Raw genomic sequence first — 14660 nt, forward strand, 5'->3', positions numbered from 1 at the left:
AAAATAATTCATATGCCATTTAACTTTGATAAACACGCGCAAAAAGGAAATCAATTTTTGCATGAACTAGCCGCCGAATTTGGCAACAGATCAGATACTAAACGTGCGGGTCGTGTATTACGCACTGTGTTTTACACACTCAGGAATCACCTGACTATTGAAGAGAATTTCCAGCTTATAGCTCCGCTTCCGATGGTACTTAAGGCACTTTATATTGATGGGTGGAGGCCGGGTAAAAAGAAGATCAAAAGCCGCAAAAAGATAGATTTTGTAATGGAAATTATATGCGGGGACGAAGCCCCACCCTGGAAAGACTTCTCGACTGTTGATGATGTGGTATATGCATTGGCAGCGGTATTACGAACAATGAAAAAATATGTTTCGGATGGTGAATTTAAAGATATAATTGCTGTACTTCCGGGAGAAATGAAAAAGCTGGTGAAAGAGAGTTTAGAGTATACTAACGCGACAATAAAATAAAATCTGCAACAAATGACTACAATATTAGTACCTACAGACTTTTCAAAAAATGCGGGCAATGCTCTGAAATATGCTATCAACCTGGCGAAAAAGAAAAAAGCGAAGATCATACTTCTGCATTCATTTCAATCCACTTATATAACGCCCGAAGTTCCGGCTGAATATGTACTTGAGCAGCTTGAAGCAGAAGAACAAGTCTCCATTAAACAATTAAAAGCGATAGCTGAAAAAGTTACAAAAGCGGGTAAAATTAAATGCAGCTATATAAGCAAACAGGGTTTCGCTGTTGATGTGATAATTGATACCGTTAAAAATAAAAAGATAGATCTCGTGGTAATGGGCACAAAAGGTGCCGGCGGCCTTAAGGAAACCTTTATCGGCAGCAATACAGCGGTAGTAATAGAAAAATCACCGGTTCCTGTAATTGCAGTGCCCGAAAAAGCATCTTTTGAGAATATTAAAAACATTCTGTATGCCACTGATTACCGCATTACAGATGTGTTTGCATTGAAAAACCTCGCTAAAATTGGGAAGATGTTCAACGCTAAAATTGAAGTTGTACATATTTCAGATGGAGAATATGTGAAACAAGGCGAACAGGAATTATTAAACGAGTTTATAAAAAAGACAGGCAGCAAAATAAAATATAAAAAAGTGACCTACCACCTGCTCTATGGCGGCTCAGTAGAAAAAAAGTTGCAAGAATATGTAAAGAAAAGATCGATCAACCTGCTGGCTATGTCAACTCATCCCCGTAATTTCATTGATAAACTTTTCGGAAAAAGTGTTACGAAAAAGATGGTTTACCACACTAACGTTCCATTACTGGCCTTTCATTACAGGAAAGATCCGATAATATTTACTTAATGTTTTCCTGATCAGCATCAAAGATTGAGTAGCCAACTAAAAACGAAGAAACAAAGTGGCCTTCGAAAATTTTAATTAGAAGTCAAGAAAAAAGCATCAAAATTATTTTATACCGCACTATAAGCAATCTCAAAATAGTGATCATGTGGCCGGGTCAGGTTGAGCTCCGTCGAAACCTGTGAGAAAGCCCACCAACGCAACATTTCGACAAGCTCAATGTGACCAGCCGTACTAGTTTTTTTTAAATTCATTTTTGAGATGACTTGTAATTAAAACGCTATCCCCATGTGGAATTCAAGTCGGGGTGCAATGCCGGTATAAGCGATCTCATTAAAAGCGGTAAAATTTCCTGTTCCGTTTGTATCAGAAAGTTTTAAACCGCCACCGACAAAGGCATTCAGACTAAACCTATTCTCAACGGCTGTCAGCCTGAAACCAAATCCCAGGCCGCCCATGCCTGAATTAACCATTGTTTTATTTATCTGATCCGGATAAACAGGACCGTAGTATATCGTTTCATTAACTTCTTCGTACCTGTACATAAAGAAGGGTGCAAAATAAGCGAATGTTGAATAATTCTTCATCAGCTTGTTTAAAGCCTCTTTATTATAAAGTAAATTGATCCTGTATTCCAGCTCTCCGTTCCCTCCTATCCGTTCAACAATACCGTTTTTTTGTGAAAGTTTAAAACCGCCCAAAAGCGCGAATGTATTATTGTTCTTCAATCTGCGCTCATAGCCCAATTGAAGGGTACTGAAAAAAAGATCGATCGGACCAATATAGAAATAGTTATCCCGTTTTTCCACACTTTTAGCCTTTTCCGCTTCCTGTGGAAATGCGGTTTGAATAAACAGAAATATTAATAAAACGGATAATACATTTTTAGTATTCATTTTTCAGAGTTTTAAAATTGGTTACGTAGCATATTTTTTTATCGGGTCGGCTCAACAGGTGGCCCCGGAACCGGTTTAACCTCCGGTGATGGAGCCGGAGGTGCCTTTGGGGACTCTGCAGGAGAAGGCATTACTTCAGGCAGATGTGCCGGTTCTTTCGGTTCACCTGGCCTTGGGGGTACTTCGGGCTGCTGTTTTCCTGAGCCATAAATTTTATCAAAAATCACTGTCTTCATTTAATTGTTGTTTTAAAAGATGTATCCCATTACTGCGGAATAACGAGCGTGTTTTTCAAAGACTCCACTACTTTAAAAATTTCTTTCTTTAGTGCTTTAAAACGTTTCTCAAAACTATCGAACTTTGCCGCCATTTGCTTATGTTTTTCCCTGTAATCCATTTGGTCTTCTTTCCGGATTTGCAGCATATGACTCAAAAAATATTCATGCAGATCAACTTCCTGCTGCAATTCATCCAATTCACCACCGGTGATCCTGATCAATTCTGCTTCTATTAATTCTAGTGATTTTTTGGAGTTTACCGGAACTTCCTTCCCGGTTTTTCGGACAACAAGCGCGTAAAAAAAAGCCGTCTCGTCGCGCCAGAAGGCGATTTCACTGCGCCATTCATTACTTTGCTGATGTAACACTTCAAGACCTGCCTCAAGCAGGTAAGCTGATGTAGGTGATGTCAAGAGTTTCATGTGTATATATTTTTAGCTTTTAAAGGTCACATGGAATACGCTATATTCATTTTCGGTTGGTATGCCGAACGGTATATGGCTATTTCATGGTATTAGATATTATTTAATTGATTTTTTATCATATCAACCTGCATTCGCGCCACATTGGGATTGGCCGACCCTCCGTTAATGCATATCAGCTTATAAGCCAATAACGATAACTTCCAGTCGTACACAATCCCATTATAAGAACTTTTGTACACCCGCTTAAAATTCCCGTCGATGGGAATTCTACTATGCAGGCAAAGTTCCATTGCGCGCTTTACGGCCTCATGCAACTCCGCAATATCTTCAAACTGCATTTCTTCCGCCGCTGATGAAGCGTAATACATCAGGTTTATTTCTTTTAACTGCTCCATAAAATCAGCTATTACCGGACTTACATGTGTTTGGCTTATTACAAGTTCCATAAGTATATATTGATAATTTCAGACAAAGATGCAGGATCACCCGACGGGTAAAAATGACTCCTGTCATAATAGATATTGACATTGGTCATAAAGGACAGGAAACAATTATATTGCTTATAAGCACTGGAATCCAAATCCTATGGATATTGCGCGTTCTCCCTTTTTATAAAAAGGTCTTGTAATAGAAATATTTACCCTTTGCCCTCGCCAAGCCAAATTGGTCTTACTCTTCTCTTCAATCCAAATTGAACGACCGCATTTTTTTCAATGTAGTTTAATGCATCATTAAACAGCCTCGCTATTCTCCCTGATAAATATCAAGATACATGATGACCTCTGTCATTTGATATCAGAGTTGAATTCAGGTAATTTGACCCGGATTAATAACTAAAATGATCATGGAAACAAACACAACATTTACTGACAAGGTAATTGACCGTCTCAGGAAAGCGGCAGCTGAACTTGAAGAACTACAGGTACAACTTTCATTAGGCAAAGCTGAAGCACGCGATAAATTTGAAGAACTGAAAAAAAATTTCAGCAAAACCATTCAGCAGATCACAAAGGATCTGAAGAACACAGGTACAGAGAAAACAGATGAACTTAAATCGTTATTTGATGAATTACAGGTGCAGCTTGCTTTAGGCAGGGCTGAAGCAAAAGAGGTATTTAATGAGCAAAGAAAAAAAATTGAAAATATTCTTCACCGGGTTGAACAGAAAATAAAATCAGAACCGTCAAACAGGGAAGTGATCGACAAATTATTTGACGATATCAGAAAATTCAGGATCACCCTCGAAATTATAGCCATTGCTTACGAATCAGGTAAATACGAATTTGGCGATGCTTATGAAGCACACAAAAAGGAATTTGAACAAAAGCTTAATGCTATTAAAAAGAAGGTAGAAGCCCAAACGGATAAAATTGAAAAGCGGGCCGAAACATTCAAAAATGAAATTTCGGAAGCTTATAACCACCTGAAGAAGGCTTTTCTGAATTGATTGATTCAAATTAAGCTAAAGAACGCTTTCAGTAATATTGAAAGCGTTCTCTTTTTTAGTCGTCCGTATCTTTATCGCCTTTACGCAGATTATTGAACATTCCAAGACCGATTATTGTTGCCAGGATCAGTCCTATAATTCCCCAAACAGATGTATCATTCCATTTGGGAGGCATACCGGCAACAATAAGCAGGGAAGAGCCAATAATAAGTGATGAAACGATCACCGCCGAAACGATCTGGCGGCTGACTCTGTTAATGGTATGCGTTATGGGATCAATCCCTTTATGATTTAACTCCACTTTCATTTCTCCTGCATTGATCTTTCTCATCGCATTCTTCAGATCTCTCGGAAATTCTTCCATGTACATGCCCATTTCGTACACAGAGTTGAACAAGCGTTTTGCGAACAACAATGGATTGTAATTCCGCGCTATTGTTTTGATGAGGTATGGACGCACCATCAACGTAATGTCCAGTTCCGGGTCGAGGTGATTTATCGCACCTTCAACAGCAACTAGAGCCTTTGCAAGTAAGAAAAAATGCGCCGGTACTTTCAGTTCATGCTTCACAATAATATCCTTCAATTCAAGCAAAATAGTACTCAACTCATTTTTGTGAACTTCTCTGACCGAGTAATTATTTACAAATTCGCTAAGATCAGATTCAAGCTCCCTGAAATTAGAAATAGCTACATTATCCGAAAGCTGTTGTATGGCCCTGATAATACGTTTTACGTCCTTGGTCTTGATAGACAAGAAAAGATTGCTCAATTGCTCCAGATCCTTCTTTAATATACTGCCCATCATACCAAAATCGATATAACAAACAATGTTGCCGGGCATGATAAGTATATTACCCGCATGCGGATCCGCATGAAAAAAGCCGTACTTAAATATTTGTTTAAAAAAGGATTTCGCAATCCGCTTAGCTATTAATTTCCGATCCAGGCCGTTTGATCTCAGTTTTTCAAGATCAGATATCTTCAGTCCTCCAATGAACTCAAGCGTAAGAATATTGGTGGTGGTATATTGAGGGTAAACAGAAGGACAGCAGATATGCCCCTCTTCCGTTTCATCATTCTGAAAATTATTTTTGAAGCGCTGCACATTAACTGATTCGTGAATGAAATCAAGTTCTTTGGTTATGCTGCTTTCAAAATTTCTGACCAGTCCGACCGGATCAAAATGTTTAAGGGAGGGAATGCGTTTCATCAATACTTCGGCCACATACAGCATAACCCTGATATCGGAAACGATGATCTCCTTAATAGCGGGGCGCTGAATTTTAACCACCACCTTCTCCCCTGTTTTGAGCGATGCTTTGTGTACCTGCGCTATTGAAGCAGAAGCAAACGCAGTCTCATCAAAATCAGCAAAAATATCTTTTACTTTCGCGCCGAACTCTTTTTCAATGATCTGCACGGCCTCTTTTCCCGGAAAGGGAGGCACCGTATCCTGCAGCTTTTCAAGCTCAGTGATCAACTCAGGGGGCAATAAGTCAGGCCTGTTGCTCATTACCTGTCCAAACTTTACAAACGAAGGTCCCAGCTCTTCACACACCAGCCTCATTTTTTCCCACTTGGTTAAATGAAGCGACTGATCAAGCGTGCTTTTAGGAATAAATCGTTTAAGGAACGAGAATCGTTTCTTCTCCTCCATATAAGCCACCAGGTCCTCGAACCCATACTTAAACAACACCTTTATAATCTGGTTATACCGCTTAAGGTAGCTGAACTGGTAGTCGAAATAGTTTAAAACACCCATGCTTTATACTTTATCCAGTTTTTGTTCAACAAAAGCTATCTTTTGCTGTACCTCCACTAAAGCAATATTCAATTCTTTCACCTGTTCCTGCAATTCCTTTATTTCGTTGGAATGCGCAATATGCATTTTTTTATACATGCGTTCCGAAATTTCCTCCATTCTGAGTTCGAATTCTTCTTTTGCCTGGTTAGCTTTATGAGTCAGCCGGTATAAGATACCATCCTCATTAGACTCCTTAATATCTTCAACCAGGTCATCAAATTTATTCTTCCCTTTAACTGCCAATGCAGAGAGGTCTTCCATAAGCTCTTTGTCTTTTGACAAGGCATACAGGTTGGTGCTGATCGCCAACAGTTCGAGTATTGTTTTTGCTTTCATCTGTATATGATTTTTAAGTTGTTGCTTGTCAGATAGCTTTCACACCTACCGGCTCAAACTGCCACTGGCAGTTTGCCCTGCCATATTCATGCCGGTTAGTCACGCCTTTTGGCGTGATGGCTATTTCATTTTTGTTTAGTATATTAATTAGAACCAAAAAGTATTTTTGCTTTCGAAAGTTTATGATAAAAATCCAATTCGGTACGGTCATGCCTGGATGAATAAAGCAGCATATCAAACCCCGCCCATACCAAAAACCATCCTGCCGGCTCAAACACAACAAGAGCAATATTCACTGCCCACAATTGAATTTTTGCTATTGACAGGTAACTTACCAGTATCATTAGCAGAAATCCAAAAACAAGGAATGCAATGCCCCGTTTCTTTATTTTATCGATTGCTATTGTATAATGATGAAGATTCTTTTTTATATGATTATTCAGTCTTTTTATAATTACTGCTTCTTCCTCCGCTTTCCTGATGCCGCCCGGTAATTCCAATTTAAGTTCACTTATCAATTCATTTGTTTCCTGGCATACTTTTCTAAGTTCCCCTGTGAAATCATCGGAAAGTGAGCGACCTGAATACGGACGTGAATCAAAATCAGAGAACAGGTCATCATATCCATCAATCCAAATACTTATTTTTCTATCGTCCATTCGTTTTATTATTCCAATCCATATAATGCAAATTGACCAAAGAATCGGCACTGATTAAATGATAAATATCACCTATTTTGTTGAGCGTAATCATTAACTGTTGAATTTACCATGCCTATTTTTACGCAAAATCAAATACACATGCAAACAATTCACTCGATTAGAATGGGTATATTTGTATCATCCATAATGATTTTAAGCTCATTTTGTACGGCCCAAAATGAAAACTTTTTTAACAATTTCAAACCTCCTCACAGTGGAAGGTTAAAAGCCGCAAAGAATTATTTTGTTGAGCTGCTATTTACCAGGGAAAATACATTTGTATACCTGTTTGACAGCAAAGATCAAAAACCCGTAAACAATACAGGTGTAACAGGTAAAATAGTGTTCATTGACTTCGATAATACCAGCACTTCATCAGACCTCGGTACTTATAACAATGATGGCTTTATTGCCAAAACCAATATACCGGCTTATAAAAGTTGTATCGTATCCTTTGATATAAGAGGAGAACATATTTCCGCTCAATTTGACGATAATGAAAATATGGCCGAGAGAAAGAAAACAGACCGTGTAAAGAGCGGACTATAGAAATAGTGATCAATCAATATTAATTAAATCAAATAACATGTCAACATACCAGGTTATTAACGCAAAAAAAACGGCTCCGTCGGTTTCAATTTTGTTACCAACTCACAAAAGCGACCCGAATCATAAAATTGATAAAGGTGAATTACAGGCAATATTAAAAAAAACTGAGACGCAGCTTTTCGGCGACTACCCGGAAAACACAGCAAATCTGATCATGCAAAAACTGAATAAAATTGTGGAAGAAATTGATTATCAGCATTTATCTGAAAGTATTGCCATATTTGTGTCGAAAGATAATGATGTTGTGTTAAATCTTCCATTTCGTGTAAGTGAAAAACTCGTGATAGACAATTCATTTGAGATACGGGACCTGGTCTATGCAGGTAAACACAGCCGTTATTATACAGTTCTGGTAATAAGTCATAATCACAATAAATTATATTATGGGTTCAATGATCAGCTCAACGAAGTTAAAGTAAATAAAATGCCGTTGAATGCCGATGCCGTTGAGATAGACCATCACAGCAAAGTGGGTAACTTTTCAACTGCTGACAAACTAAGTGAAGTGAATTTTGAAAAATACCTCAGGGCCATTGATCATGCACTAACTGAAGAAACAAAAATAATTGACGCGCCGATAATTGTGTTAAGCGTAAAAAAAACAAACGCGCTCTTCAGTAAGATAACACATAACGGTAAAAAAATTACCGGCTATGTAGAAGGAAATTTTGAACATACCTCTGAACCTGATATTTACAAGGCAATTCAGCCCTTGCTTGAGCAAAAAGAGCAAAGTAAGCAGGATGAAATTTTAAAAAAACTGGATGCTGCCATAGGTAAAAAAACGTATGTTTCCGGTATGGAAAATGTATGGGTTGCAGCACGTGAAAAACGCGGACAATTACTCATTGTGGAAAAAGATTATTATTGCACAGCCAGGGTTGAAGGAAACCGTTTAATTATTATGGAGAATAATGCTGAATCGCTTAAGCCACCCACAAAGGATGCTGTTGATGATGTAATAGAGCTTGTTCTGGCGAGCGAAGGAGATATAGCCTTTGTGGATAACGGCAAGCTGAATGTTCATGAGCGCATCGCATTGATCACTTACTTCTGATCACAAAACTATTCGACAGATATTCGTTGCGCGGATATAAGACCATTCATGTCTGTTACAGATAGCAGATAAAGACCCTTAACCATATCATCTCTTTGAATCAAACCAATATTACCATTTATGGTGATATTGGTATTTAATTTTTGTCCCAGGGTATTGTACAGGTATATTTCCTTTATCACAAATCCATTTGAAAGCTCAATTGTGCAGGAAGATGAAAACGGGTTCGGGTACAAATTAATAAATGGGGTATTTATTCGACGATTATCAATTGCCGTCACACATACATCATCAATACTTCCTCCCCCATTTCCGAAAACCGGACTTACAGTTTGATATGTAACTCCTGAAGATATTGAGAATGTAACATTGGCTGTAGAGAAACCAGCCGAAGCAACAGCAAGAGGGCATGATGATTGATTGCAGGAGCCAACTCCATTTGTATCGGTTTTAACAATATAAAGATCTCCATTAGGGTCTTTAAAACTACTTGTCCCCCCCGTCATCATCAAACCATTATCAGAGGTATAAAAGAGAGCGAAAGGCATATCGAGATCTTTGCCTCCATATGTTTTTGACCATAAGGTATCGCCATTTGATTTAGCCCTGAAAAGAAATCCGTCAAAATTGCCGGCACCATAACTATCCGTAATACCCATGGCGAAGAAATCACCGGATGGAAGATCGACAATGTTCATTATTAATTCCGAACCGGAACCTGCGTATGTCCTGCTCCAAAGTATATTTCCGTTAAGATCGGTTTTTAAAAGAACAGCCTGCATATCCGTTTTTCCTTTATCCATGGTCCAGCCGGTCATTGTAAGCGTACTGTCTCTATTTAAGTGTATGTGCCCGCCCTTTTCCTGACCGCTATTACCATAAGTTTTACACCATTTAATAGCCCCATTTTTATCTGTTCTGAATATCAACAGATCAGAATCAGCTGTGCCCGAAAAACTGGATGTATATCCGCAAAAAATAAGATCACTGTTATTCAATTCAACAACATCATTCGCATAATCCCAACCGGATCCGCTAATTATTTTTGTCCAAAGCGTATCGCCCTGTTGATCTATCTTTAAAAGTAGTATATCATCGCTGCCCGCAGGTACACTCAAACTTCCGGCGATCAAATAATTTCCATCCTTTGTTTGAACTACTGCCGAAGCCTCATCAAAACCCGTGTTGCCAAAAACTTTTGTCCAGGTGAGCTCACCGGCTGAATCTGTTTTAATGATCATGCCATCCTTCTGCCCTGCCCCGAAACTATATGTTTCTGCTGCCAACAAGAAACCATGATCGGCTGTTTCAATGATCATATTTGCTTCATCGATATCTGCACCACCGTATGTCCGGGTAAAAAGGGTATCACCATTCTCATTGATACTTACAACATAACAATCGCTCTTGCCTGCCCCAAAACTATTTGTAAAACCGGCTATTATAATATTGTTATTATGCGTTGATGCAGCACCCGGAGCGTTTTCAATTCCTGAATCACCAATGGTTCTTTGGAAAGTTGTTTGACAAAAACAAAATCCGGAAATAAGAATTGAAACAAGCGTATAAAATGATTTCATTGGAATTTTATGAAATAGGGAAACGAAATTCCCTTATTTTTTCTTCTCAAGCTTTTTATAATAATTACGAAAAAGGAAATTATGCTTCAGCGCTTCCATATTCTGGTTAAAACCATCAGCACCTTTTTCAATATTCTTAATACTTCTGTTTAAATTATTGGAGAACGCGGTATCGCTCAGTATTGTATTCAATGCTCCGTTACCCTTATTGGCACGTGAAACAACCTTGTTCAGGTCGTTTGCCAGGCTATCCAGCCGCTGCCCTGTTGAATTTAAACCTGAGATCATAGACTTTAACTGAACGCTGATCATGGTATCGGTCAGCAGGCTGCCAACAGTGCCTTTTCCGGCTCTCACGTCACTCATTACACCTTTCGCATCGGCCGTAATATTCATGGTATTCATACTTGCCGTCCTCAGGTTTAATATTATCTGCTTAAAATTATCGGTATTGATCGTATCAGACAATAGCTTCCACATTGCTCTGCTGCTGTTTATCTTCTGCGTTATTTTCTTCATGTCGGCAGTAATCCCGGCCAGGTTATCGTTAGTGAAATTAAGTGTACGCATAGCTTCATCCGTTTCTATCGGCCTTAATGTTTTTAATACATCTCCATCCCCAATCGCCGCGGCTTCACCGGTTGACGAGTTGATGTTTACAATTTTGTTTCCCATTAAGCCATCGGTACCAATGGAGGCTATCGCGTTCTTTTTAATGTACTGTTTCAGTTTCTTCTCGATCACCATATCCACAACAACAGAACTATCATCAACGATCTCTACACTTTTAACTGTCCCTACATCTATACCGGCAAAACGAACATTATTACCCGGCATAAGTCCGCTTACATTATAAAACCGGGCCGATACACGAAAAGTGGAACTAAACAGCTCTCTTTTACTTCCTACAAGATAGAGCGCGATTATAAGCAGCAATGTACCTGCTAATACAAAGAGCCCGAGTTTAATATTTCTGATTTTTTCGTTTTCCATTTATTCGAAGTATGATTTTATTTTAGGATCAGTTGATCTTTTTAATTCGTCATAAGTTCCCTCGGCATAACAAATTCCATCCAACAACACAACTACGCGATTTGCCGTTATTCGCACGCAATTCATATCATGCGAAATTATGATTGACGATGTATTATATTTCTTTTGTATTTCAAGCATTAAAGCACTGATCTCTCTTCCTGTTATGGGATCAAGACCGGTTGTTGGTTCATCATAAAGTATTATTTCCGGCTTTAATATTAACGTACGGGCAAGGCCTATACGTTTTCTCATCCCTCCCGATAGCTCCGCAGGCATCATATCTACTGTATCCGCTAATCCTACATTGGTTAGAGCTTCCATTACCAATTCATTCACTTCTTTACGCGATTTTTCTATCCAATGCCTGCGTAACGGAAATTCAAGATTTTCACGGACTGTCATCGAATCATACAAGGCATTGCTCTGAAATAAAAAACCGATCTTTACCCTCATCCTATCCAACTCATCGTGATTCATTCCTGTTATATTTTTGCCCATTACACTTATGCTTCCTTCATCTGGTTTTATTAAACCTATTATACATTTTATCAAAACCGACTTCCCCGATCCTGAACGTCCCAATACTACTGCGTTCTCTCCCTTCTTTAAATTAAAATCAAACCCGCACAGAACTTTATTCTCACCAAATTTTTTTTTTAACTTTTCTATATGTATTACCGTCTCCATTATAAATAATTCCTTTTACTTACTACTTTTCATCCCTTCTGCCAAAGCCTGCATAAGTCTTGTTCTCTGACAACCGATAACTGATAACCGACAACTGACAACTGATAACTGATAACTGACAACCGACAACCTGCCTCCCCCTACGTTAACCCTAAAGCATCCGATATCTGGACCGCCAACAGGTCAATAATAAAAACCAGCAATGATGATACCACTACTGCCGAGTTCGCTGATTGTCCCACTCCTTCTGTTCCTTTGTTTGAATTGTATCCCTTATAGCAGCCCACAATACCGATCGCGAATCCGAAGAAAACAGATTTAATGATAGATGGAGTTATGTCGCCATAGGTAAGTTTTTCAAAAATCTGGTTACTGAATAGGTATGAACCATAAAGACCGATTGTATCCGCCGCAATAACAAGCATAGGCAGCATAAAGGTTGAAGCCAGCACACGTGTAACCACCAGGTATTTAAAGGGGTTGGTCCCCGACACTTCCATGGCATCAATTTGTTCGGTAACTTTCATTGAACCCAGCTCGGCGCCAATGCTTGAACCAATTTTACCTGCGCAAATAAGAGCCGTTATCATAGGACCGATCTCTCTGACTATTGAAACCGAAACCATTGCCGGCAGCCAGGCCTCCGCGCCAAACTCGGCCAATGTTGGCCGCGATTGGATAGTAAGCACCAACCCCATAATAAACGCGGTGATCCCAACAAGAGATAAAGACTTATAACCAATTATAAATGCCTGTTTGAATAATTCCCTAAACTCCTGGCGCGGCTTAAAAGCTTCAATAAAAAAACGACCTGTAAAACGGGAAATCGCACCAATTTCATCCAAAAAAATACTCCAGGATGTATTCAGCATTTTAAATTTATTAGTCATCTGTGTATATTTTTTATTTCAATTGTCAGATGCCCGCCTGTCGGCAGTCCGCAGACAGGGACAACACTATATTTATCTTGCTTACCTCTTTTAGCGTGATGGCTATTTTATTTACTAACAAAAATGCCTGTATTTATAGCTTGCAGGCATGAATATGATCATAAAGAAACGTGATATTTATCATTAATTTATGTCGAAATTAAAAGATATTTGAAAGAGGTTTATAGTATATTAAAGATATATTTTGAACTAATAGAGTTTATATCGAATAAACTTTTTTGTGGGTTTTAGTGTTTTTGTGTTTTAGTGGCAATTAGATTTTGGCCACTAAAGCACGAAAGCTCTAAACCTGCCGGTCAGGCAGGTTTTTCCCATATATATTTTTGAAATTGTATATAATAATCTAATTCGGGATAATGCAGGTTGATAAAAATATATTTTCAAGGACCTTGGGGTGTAAGAGGTGCAGGAAAATAAATTTAGCTGCTTTATACATATTTTTTACTTCTCTGCTTTGTGCACAGGAAAAACAGGTAAAGCATTATCCCCGAAATACCATTTACGTTGAAGCGCCGGGTTCCAGTTTATTTTATTCGGTCAACTACGAAGCCCGCCTGATAAATAAAAACGGTTTTGGTTTAAGCGCCCGCGTTGGATTAACTGTTTTTCCCAATGTAACACTTGTTCCGGTTGGGATATCAATATTAAAAGGAAAACGAATTAATTTTTTTGAAGGCGGTGCAGCCATTGTGCCCGATTCAGATCAGTACATTAATTATTCCGCTGCACTTGGCTGGAGAAGAAACGGACCAAAAGGTTTATTTACCCGCTGCGGATTCTCTGTGTTTTATTCAACAAACATGGGCGGAGTACTATACTGGCCCGCTTTGGGAATAGGTTTTGGGTTCTGACTTTAAATGTCAGATACCCCATCAATTAAAAAATTGCGTTCCGCCACAATGAGCCGAAATGTAGTGCCTGCAATCCCTCACACGTTTTCGACAAGCTCAAACGTACCTGTCACACAATATTCATAATTTTAATATGGCTTGTATTTATATTTAGGCTGTACTGTCTGCATGATACTTTTGGTTGTATATATAAGAGGTAATTGCAATACCAAAAATAACAACCATCACAAGCATACCCGGTTGAAAACCATCTATCATTATAATGGAGTACACTGCTCCTATCAGATCAAAGAACAGACCGGCATACGCCCATTCTTTAATTTTTTTGAACGCGGGAATAAGTATGGCCACGGCACCCAATAGCTTTGCCACTCCGATAAAGGGAATAAAATAAACCGGGTAATTTAAATGTATCATAAACTTTATCGCGTCATCAGCCATTAATATATCGGGGATAGCCGAAAAAGTCATAAAGGCTGCGAATAAAATTGTTGTTGTCCAGTAAATAATCTTAGTTGTTTTCACTTGAACATATTTTTAGTTAGACATTAATTTTTATTCTTTTTTGAGTTGAAAAAGCATCCGGAATTTAAAAATTTCACTTGCGAGCTCTATGGCTCAACTCTTTGTCCTTGATGCTGATGTCAGTTTCATCTG

Annotated in this window: 18 protein-coding genes; 6 read left to right on the plus strand and 12 right to left on the minus strand. The window is 38.6% G+C overall.

Annotated features, from left to right (window positions below):
• Positions 1 to 12: 12 nt before the first annotated feature.
• Both HYU69_12280 and HYU69_12285 read left to right on the plus strand, forming a co-directional pair.
• Positions 13 to 480 carry a DUF2267 domain-containing protein gene (locus tag HYU69_12280; protein ID MBI2271114.1) on the plus strand — a complete coding sequence of 156 codons (468 nt, stop codon included), beginning with the start codon at positions 13 to 15 and terminating at the stop codon, positions 478 to 480.
• Between the two features lie 12 nt (positions 481 to 492).
• Positions 493 to 1347, plus strand: a complete 855-nt coding sequence (locus HYU69_12285; protein MBI2271115.1) for a universal stress protein — start codon at positions 493 to 495, stop codon at positions 1345 to 1347.
• Between the two features lie 269 nt (positions 1348 to 1616).
• Here the strand turns inward: HYU69_12285 and HYU69_12290 are convergent, their stop codons facing one another.
• The 4 genes from HYU69_12290 to HYU69_12305 all read right to left on the minus strand — a co-directional run bounded on the left by HYU69_12290 (position 1617) and on the right by HYU69_12305 (position 3389).
• The gene (locus HYU69_12290) at positions 1617 to 2240 is read right to left on the minus strand and encodes a hypothetical protein (GenBank protein MBI2271116.1); all 624 of its coding nucleotides are present in this window, start codon (positions 2238 to 2240) and stop codon (positions 1617 to 1619) included.
• 38 nt (positions 2241 to 2278) lie between these two features.
• Positions 2279 to 2476: a hypothetical protein gene (locus tag HYU69_12295; protein ID MBI2271117.1), complete on the minus strand. Its 198-nt coding sequence runs from the start codon at positions 2474 to 2476 to the stop codon at positions 2279 to 2281.
• Between the two features lie 29 nt (positions 2477 to 2505).
• Positions 2506 to 2940, minus strand: coding sequence for a hypothetical protein (locus HYU69_12300; protein ID MBI2271118.1), 435 nt, complete (start codon positions 2938 to 2940; stop codon positions 2506 to 2508).
• Positions 2941 to 3032: 92 nt separating this feature from the next.
• A complete protein-coding gene (locus HYU69_12305; GenBank protein MBI2271119.1) occupies positions 3033 to 3389 on the minus strand; it encodes a hypothetical protein in 357 nt (118 codons plus the stop codon).
• 398 nt (positions 3390 to 3787) lie between these two features.
• On the opposite strand from HYU69_12305, the gene HYU69_12310 reads away from it, so the two are divergent.
• The gene (locus tag HYU69_12310; GenBank protein ID MBI2271120.1) at positions 3788 to 4390 is read left to right on the plus strand and encodes a hypothetical protein; all 603 of its coding nucleotides are present in this window, start codon (positions 3788 to 3790) and stop codon (positions 4388 to 4390) included.
• A gap of 55 nt (positions 4391 to 4445) precedes the next feature.
• Here the strand turns inward: HYU69_12310 and HYU69_12315 are convergent, their stop codons facing one another.
• The 3 genes from HYU69_12315 to HYU69_12325 form a co-directional block, all read right to left on the minus strand.
• Entirely contained in the window at positions 4446 to 6155 is a 1710-nt protein-coding gene (locus HYU69_12315; GenBank protein MBI2271121.1) for an AarF/ABC1/UbiB kinase family protein, read from the minus strand.
• Between the two features lie 3 nt (positions 6156 to 6158).
• Positions 6159 to 6533 (minus strand): hypothetical protein, encoded by a 375-nt coding sequence (locus HYU69_12320; protein MBI2271122.1) that lies wholly within the window; start codon positions 6531 to 6533, stop codon positions 6159 to 6161.
• Between the two features lie 143 nt (positions 6534 to 6676).
• Positions 6677 to 7192 carry a hypothetical protein gene (locus HYU69_12325; protein MBI2271123.1) on the minus strand — a complete coding sequence of 172 codons (516 nt, stop codon included), beginning with the start codon at positions 7190 to 7192 and terminating at the stop codon, positions 6677 to 6679.
• Between the two features lie 141 nt (positions 7193 to 7333).
• Between HYU69_12325 and HYU69_12330 the strand changes: the two genes are divergently transcribed.
• Together HYU69_12330 and HYU69_12335 are read left to right on the plus strand one after the other, a co-directional pair.
• Positions 7334 to 7783: a hypothetical protein gene (locus tag HYU69_12330; GenBank protein ID MBI2271124.1), complete on the plus strand. Its 450-nt coding sequence runs from the start codon at positions 7334 to 7336 to the stop codon at positions 7781 to 7783.
• Positions 7784 to 7820: 37 nt separating this feature from the next.
• Positions 7821 to 8900: a hypothetical protein gene (locus tag HYU69_12335; protein ID MBI2271125.1), complete on the plus strand. Its 1080-nt coding sequence runs from the start codon at positions 7821 to 7823 to the stop codon at positions 8898 to 8900.
• Between the two features lie 8 nt (positions 8901 to 8908).
• Here the strand turns inward: HYU69_12335 and HYU69_12340 are convergent, their stop codons facing one another.
• The 4 genes from HYU69_12340 to HYU69_12355 form a co-directional block, all read right to left on the minus strand.
• Positions 8909 to 10480, minus strand: a complete 1572-nt coding sequence (locus HYU69_12340) for a T9SS type A sorting domain-containing protein (GenBank protein ID MBI2271126.1) — start codon at positions 10478 to 10480, stop codon at positions 8909 to 8911.
• Positions 10481 to 10513: 33 nt separating this feature from the next.
• Positions 10514 to 11473, minus strand: a complete 960-nt coding sequence (locus HYU69_12345; protein ID MBI2271127.1) for an MCE family protein — start codon at positions 11471 to 11473, stop codon at positions 10514 to 10516.
• Positions 11474 to 12202: an ATP-binding cassette domain-containing protein gene (locus tag HYU69_12350; GenBank protein MBI2271128.1), complete on the minus strand. Its 729-nt coding sequence runs from the start codon at positions 12200 to 12202 to the stop codon at positions 11474 to 11476. It lies immediately after the preceding gene.
• 140 nt (positions 12203 to 12342) lie between these two features.
• Positions 12343 to 13074 (minus strand): ABC transporter permease, encoded by a 732-nt coding sequence (locus HYU69_12355; GenBank protein MBI2271129.1) that lies wholly within the window; start codon positions 13072 to 13074, stop codon positions 12343 to 12345.
• 434 nt (positions 13075 to 13508) lie between these two features.
• On the opposite strand from HYU69_12355, the gene HYU69_12360 reads away from it, so the two are divergent.
• Positions 13509 to 14003, plus strand: a complete 495-nt coding sequence (locus HYU69_12360) for a hypothetical protein (protein ID MBI2271130.1) — start codon at positions 13509 to 13511, stop codon at positions 14001 to 14003.
• Between the two features lie 150 nt (positions 14004 to 14153).
• On the opposite strand, the gene HYU69_12365 is transcribed toward HYU69_12360, so the two are convergent.
• Positions 14154 to 14528, minus strand: a complete 375-nt coding sequence (locus tag HYU69_12365; protein ID MBI2271131.1) for a DoxX family protein — start codon at positions 14526 to 14528, stop codon at positions 14154 to 14156.
• Positions 14529 to 14660: the final 132 nt, after the last annotated feature.

Source organism: Bacteroidota bacterium (genome assembly GCA_016183775.1).
In the GTDB taxonomy this organism is placed as follows: Bacteria; Bacteroidota; Bacteroidia; order JABDFU01; family JABDFU01; genus JABDFU01.

Excerpts from the sequence above, each read along its gene's own strand:
- HYU69_12280 (MBI2271114.1), top strand. The coding sequence starts at position 13 with ATGCCATTTAACTTTGATAAACACGCGCAAAAAGGAAATCAATTTTTG.
- HYU69_12285 (MBI2271115.1), top strand. The coding sequence starts at position 493 with ATGACTACAATATTAGTACCTACAGACTTTTCAAAAAATGCGGGCAAT.
- HYU69_12290 (MBI2271116.1), bottom strand. The coding sequence starts at position 2,240 with ATGAATACTAAAAATGTATTATCCGTTTTATTAATATTTCTGTTTATT.
- HYU69_12295 (MBI2271117.1), bottom strand. The coding sequence starts at position 2,476 with ATGAAGACAGTGATTTTTGATAAAATTTATGGCTCAGGAAAACAGCAG.
- HYU69_12300 (MBI2271118.1), bottom strand. The coding sequence starts at position 2,940 with ATGAAACTCTTGACATCACCTACATCAGCTTACCTGCTTGAGGCAGGT.
- HYU69_12305 (MBI2271119.1), bottom strand. The coding sequence starts at position 3,389 with ATGGAACTTGTAATAAGCCAAACACATGTAAGTCCGGTAATAGCTGAT.
- HYU69_12310 (MBI2271120.1), top strand. The coding sequence starts at position 3,788 with ATGGAAACAAACACAACATTTACTGACAAGGTAATTGACCGTCTCAGG.
- HYU69_12315 (MBI2271121.1), bottom strand. The coding sequence starts at position 6,155 with ATGGGTGTTTTAAACTATTTCGACTACCAGTTCAGCTACCTTAAGCGG.
- HYU69_12320 (MBI2271122.1), bottom strand. The coding sequence starts at position 6,533 with ATGAAAGCAAAAACAATACTCGAACTGTTGGCGATCAGCACCAACCTG.
- HYU69_12325 (MBI2271123.1), bottom strand. The coding sequence starts at position 7,192 with ATGGACGATAGAAAAATAAGTATTTGGATTGATGGATATGATGACCTG.
- HYU69_12330 (MBI2271124.1), top strand. The coding sequence starts at position 7,334 with ATGCAAACAATTCACTCGATTAGAATGGGTATATTTGTATCATCCATA.
- HYU69_12335 (MBI2271125.1), top strand. The coding sequence starts at position 7,821 with ATGTCAACATACCAGGTTATTAACGCAAAAAAAACGGCTCCGTCGGTT.
- HYU69_12340 (MBI2271126.1), bottom strand. The coding sequence starts at position 10,480 with ATGAAATCATTTTATACGCTTGTTTCAATTCTTATTTCCGGATTTTGT.
- HYU69_12345 (MBI2271127.1), bottom strand. The coding sequence starts at position 11,473 with ATGGAAAACGAAAAAATCAGAAATATTAAACTCGGGCTCTTTGTATTA.
- HYU69_12350 (MBI2271128.1), bottom strand. The coding sequence starts at position 12,202 with ATGGAGACGGTAATACATATAGAAAAGTTAAAAAAAAAATTTGGTGAG.
- HYU69_12355 (MBI2271129.1), bottom strand. The coding sequence starts at position 13,074 with ATGCTGAATACATCCTGGAGTATTTTTTTGGATGAAATTGGTGCGATT.
- HYU69_12360 (MBI2271130.1), top strand. The coding sequence starts at position 13,509 with ATGCAGGTTGATAAAAATATATTTTCAAGGACCTTGGGGTGTAAGAGG.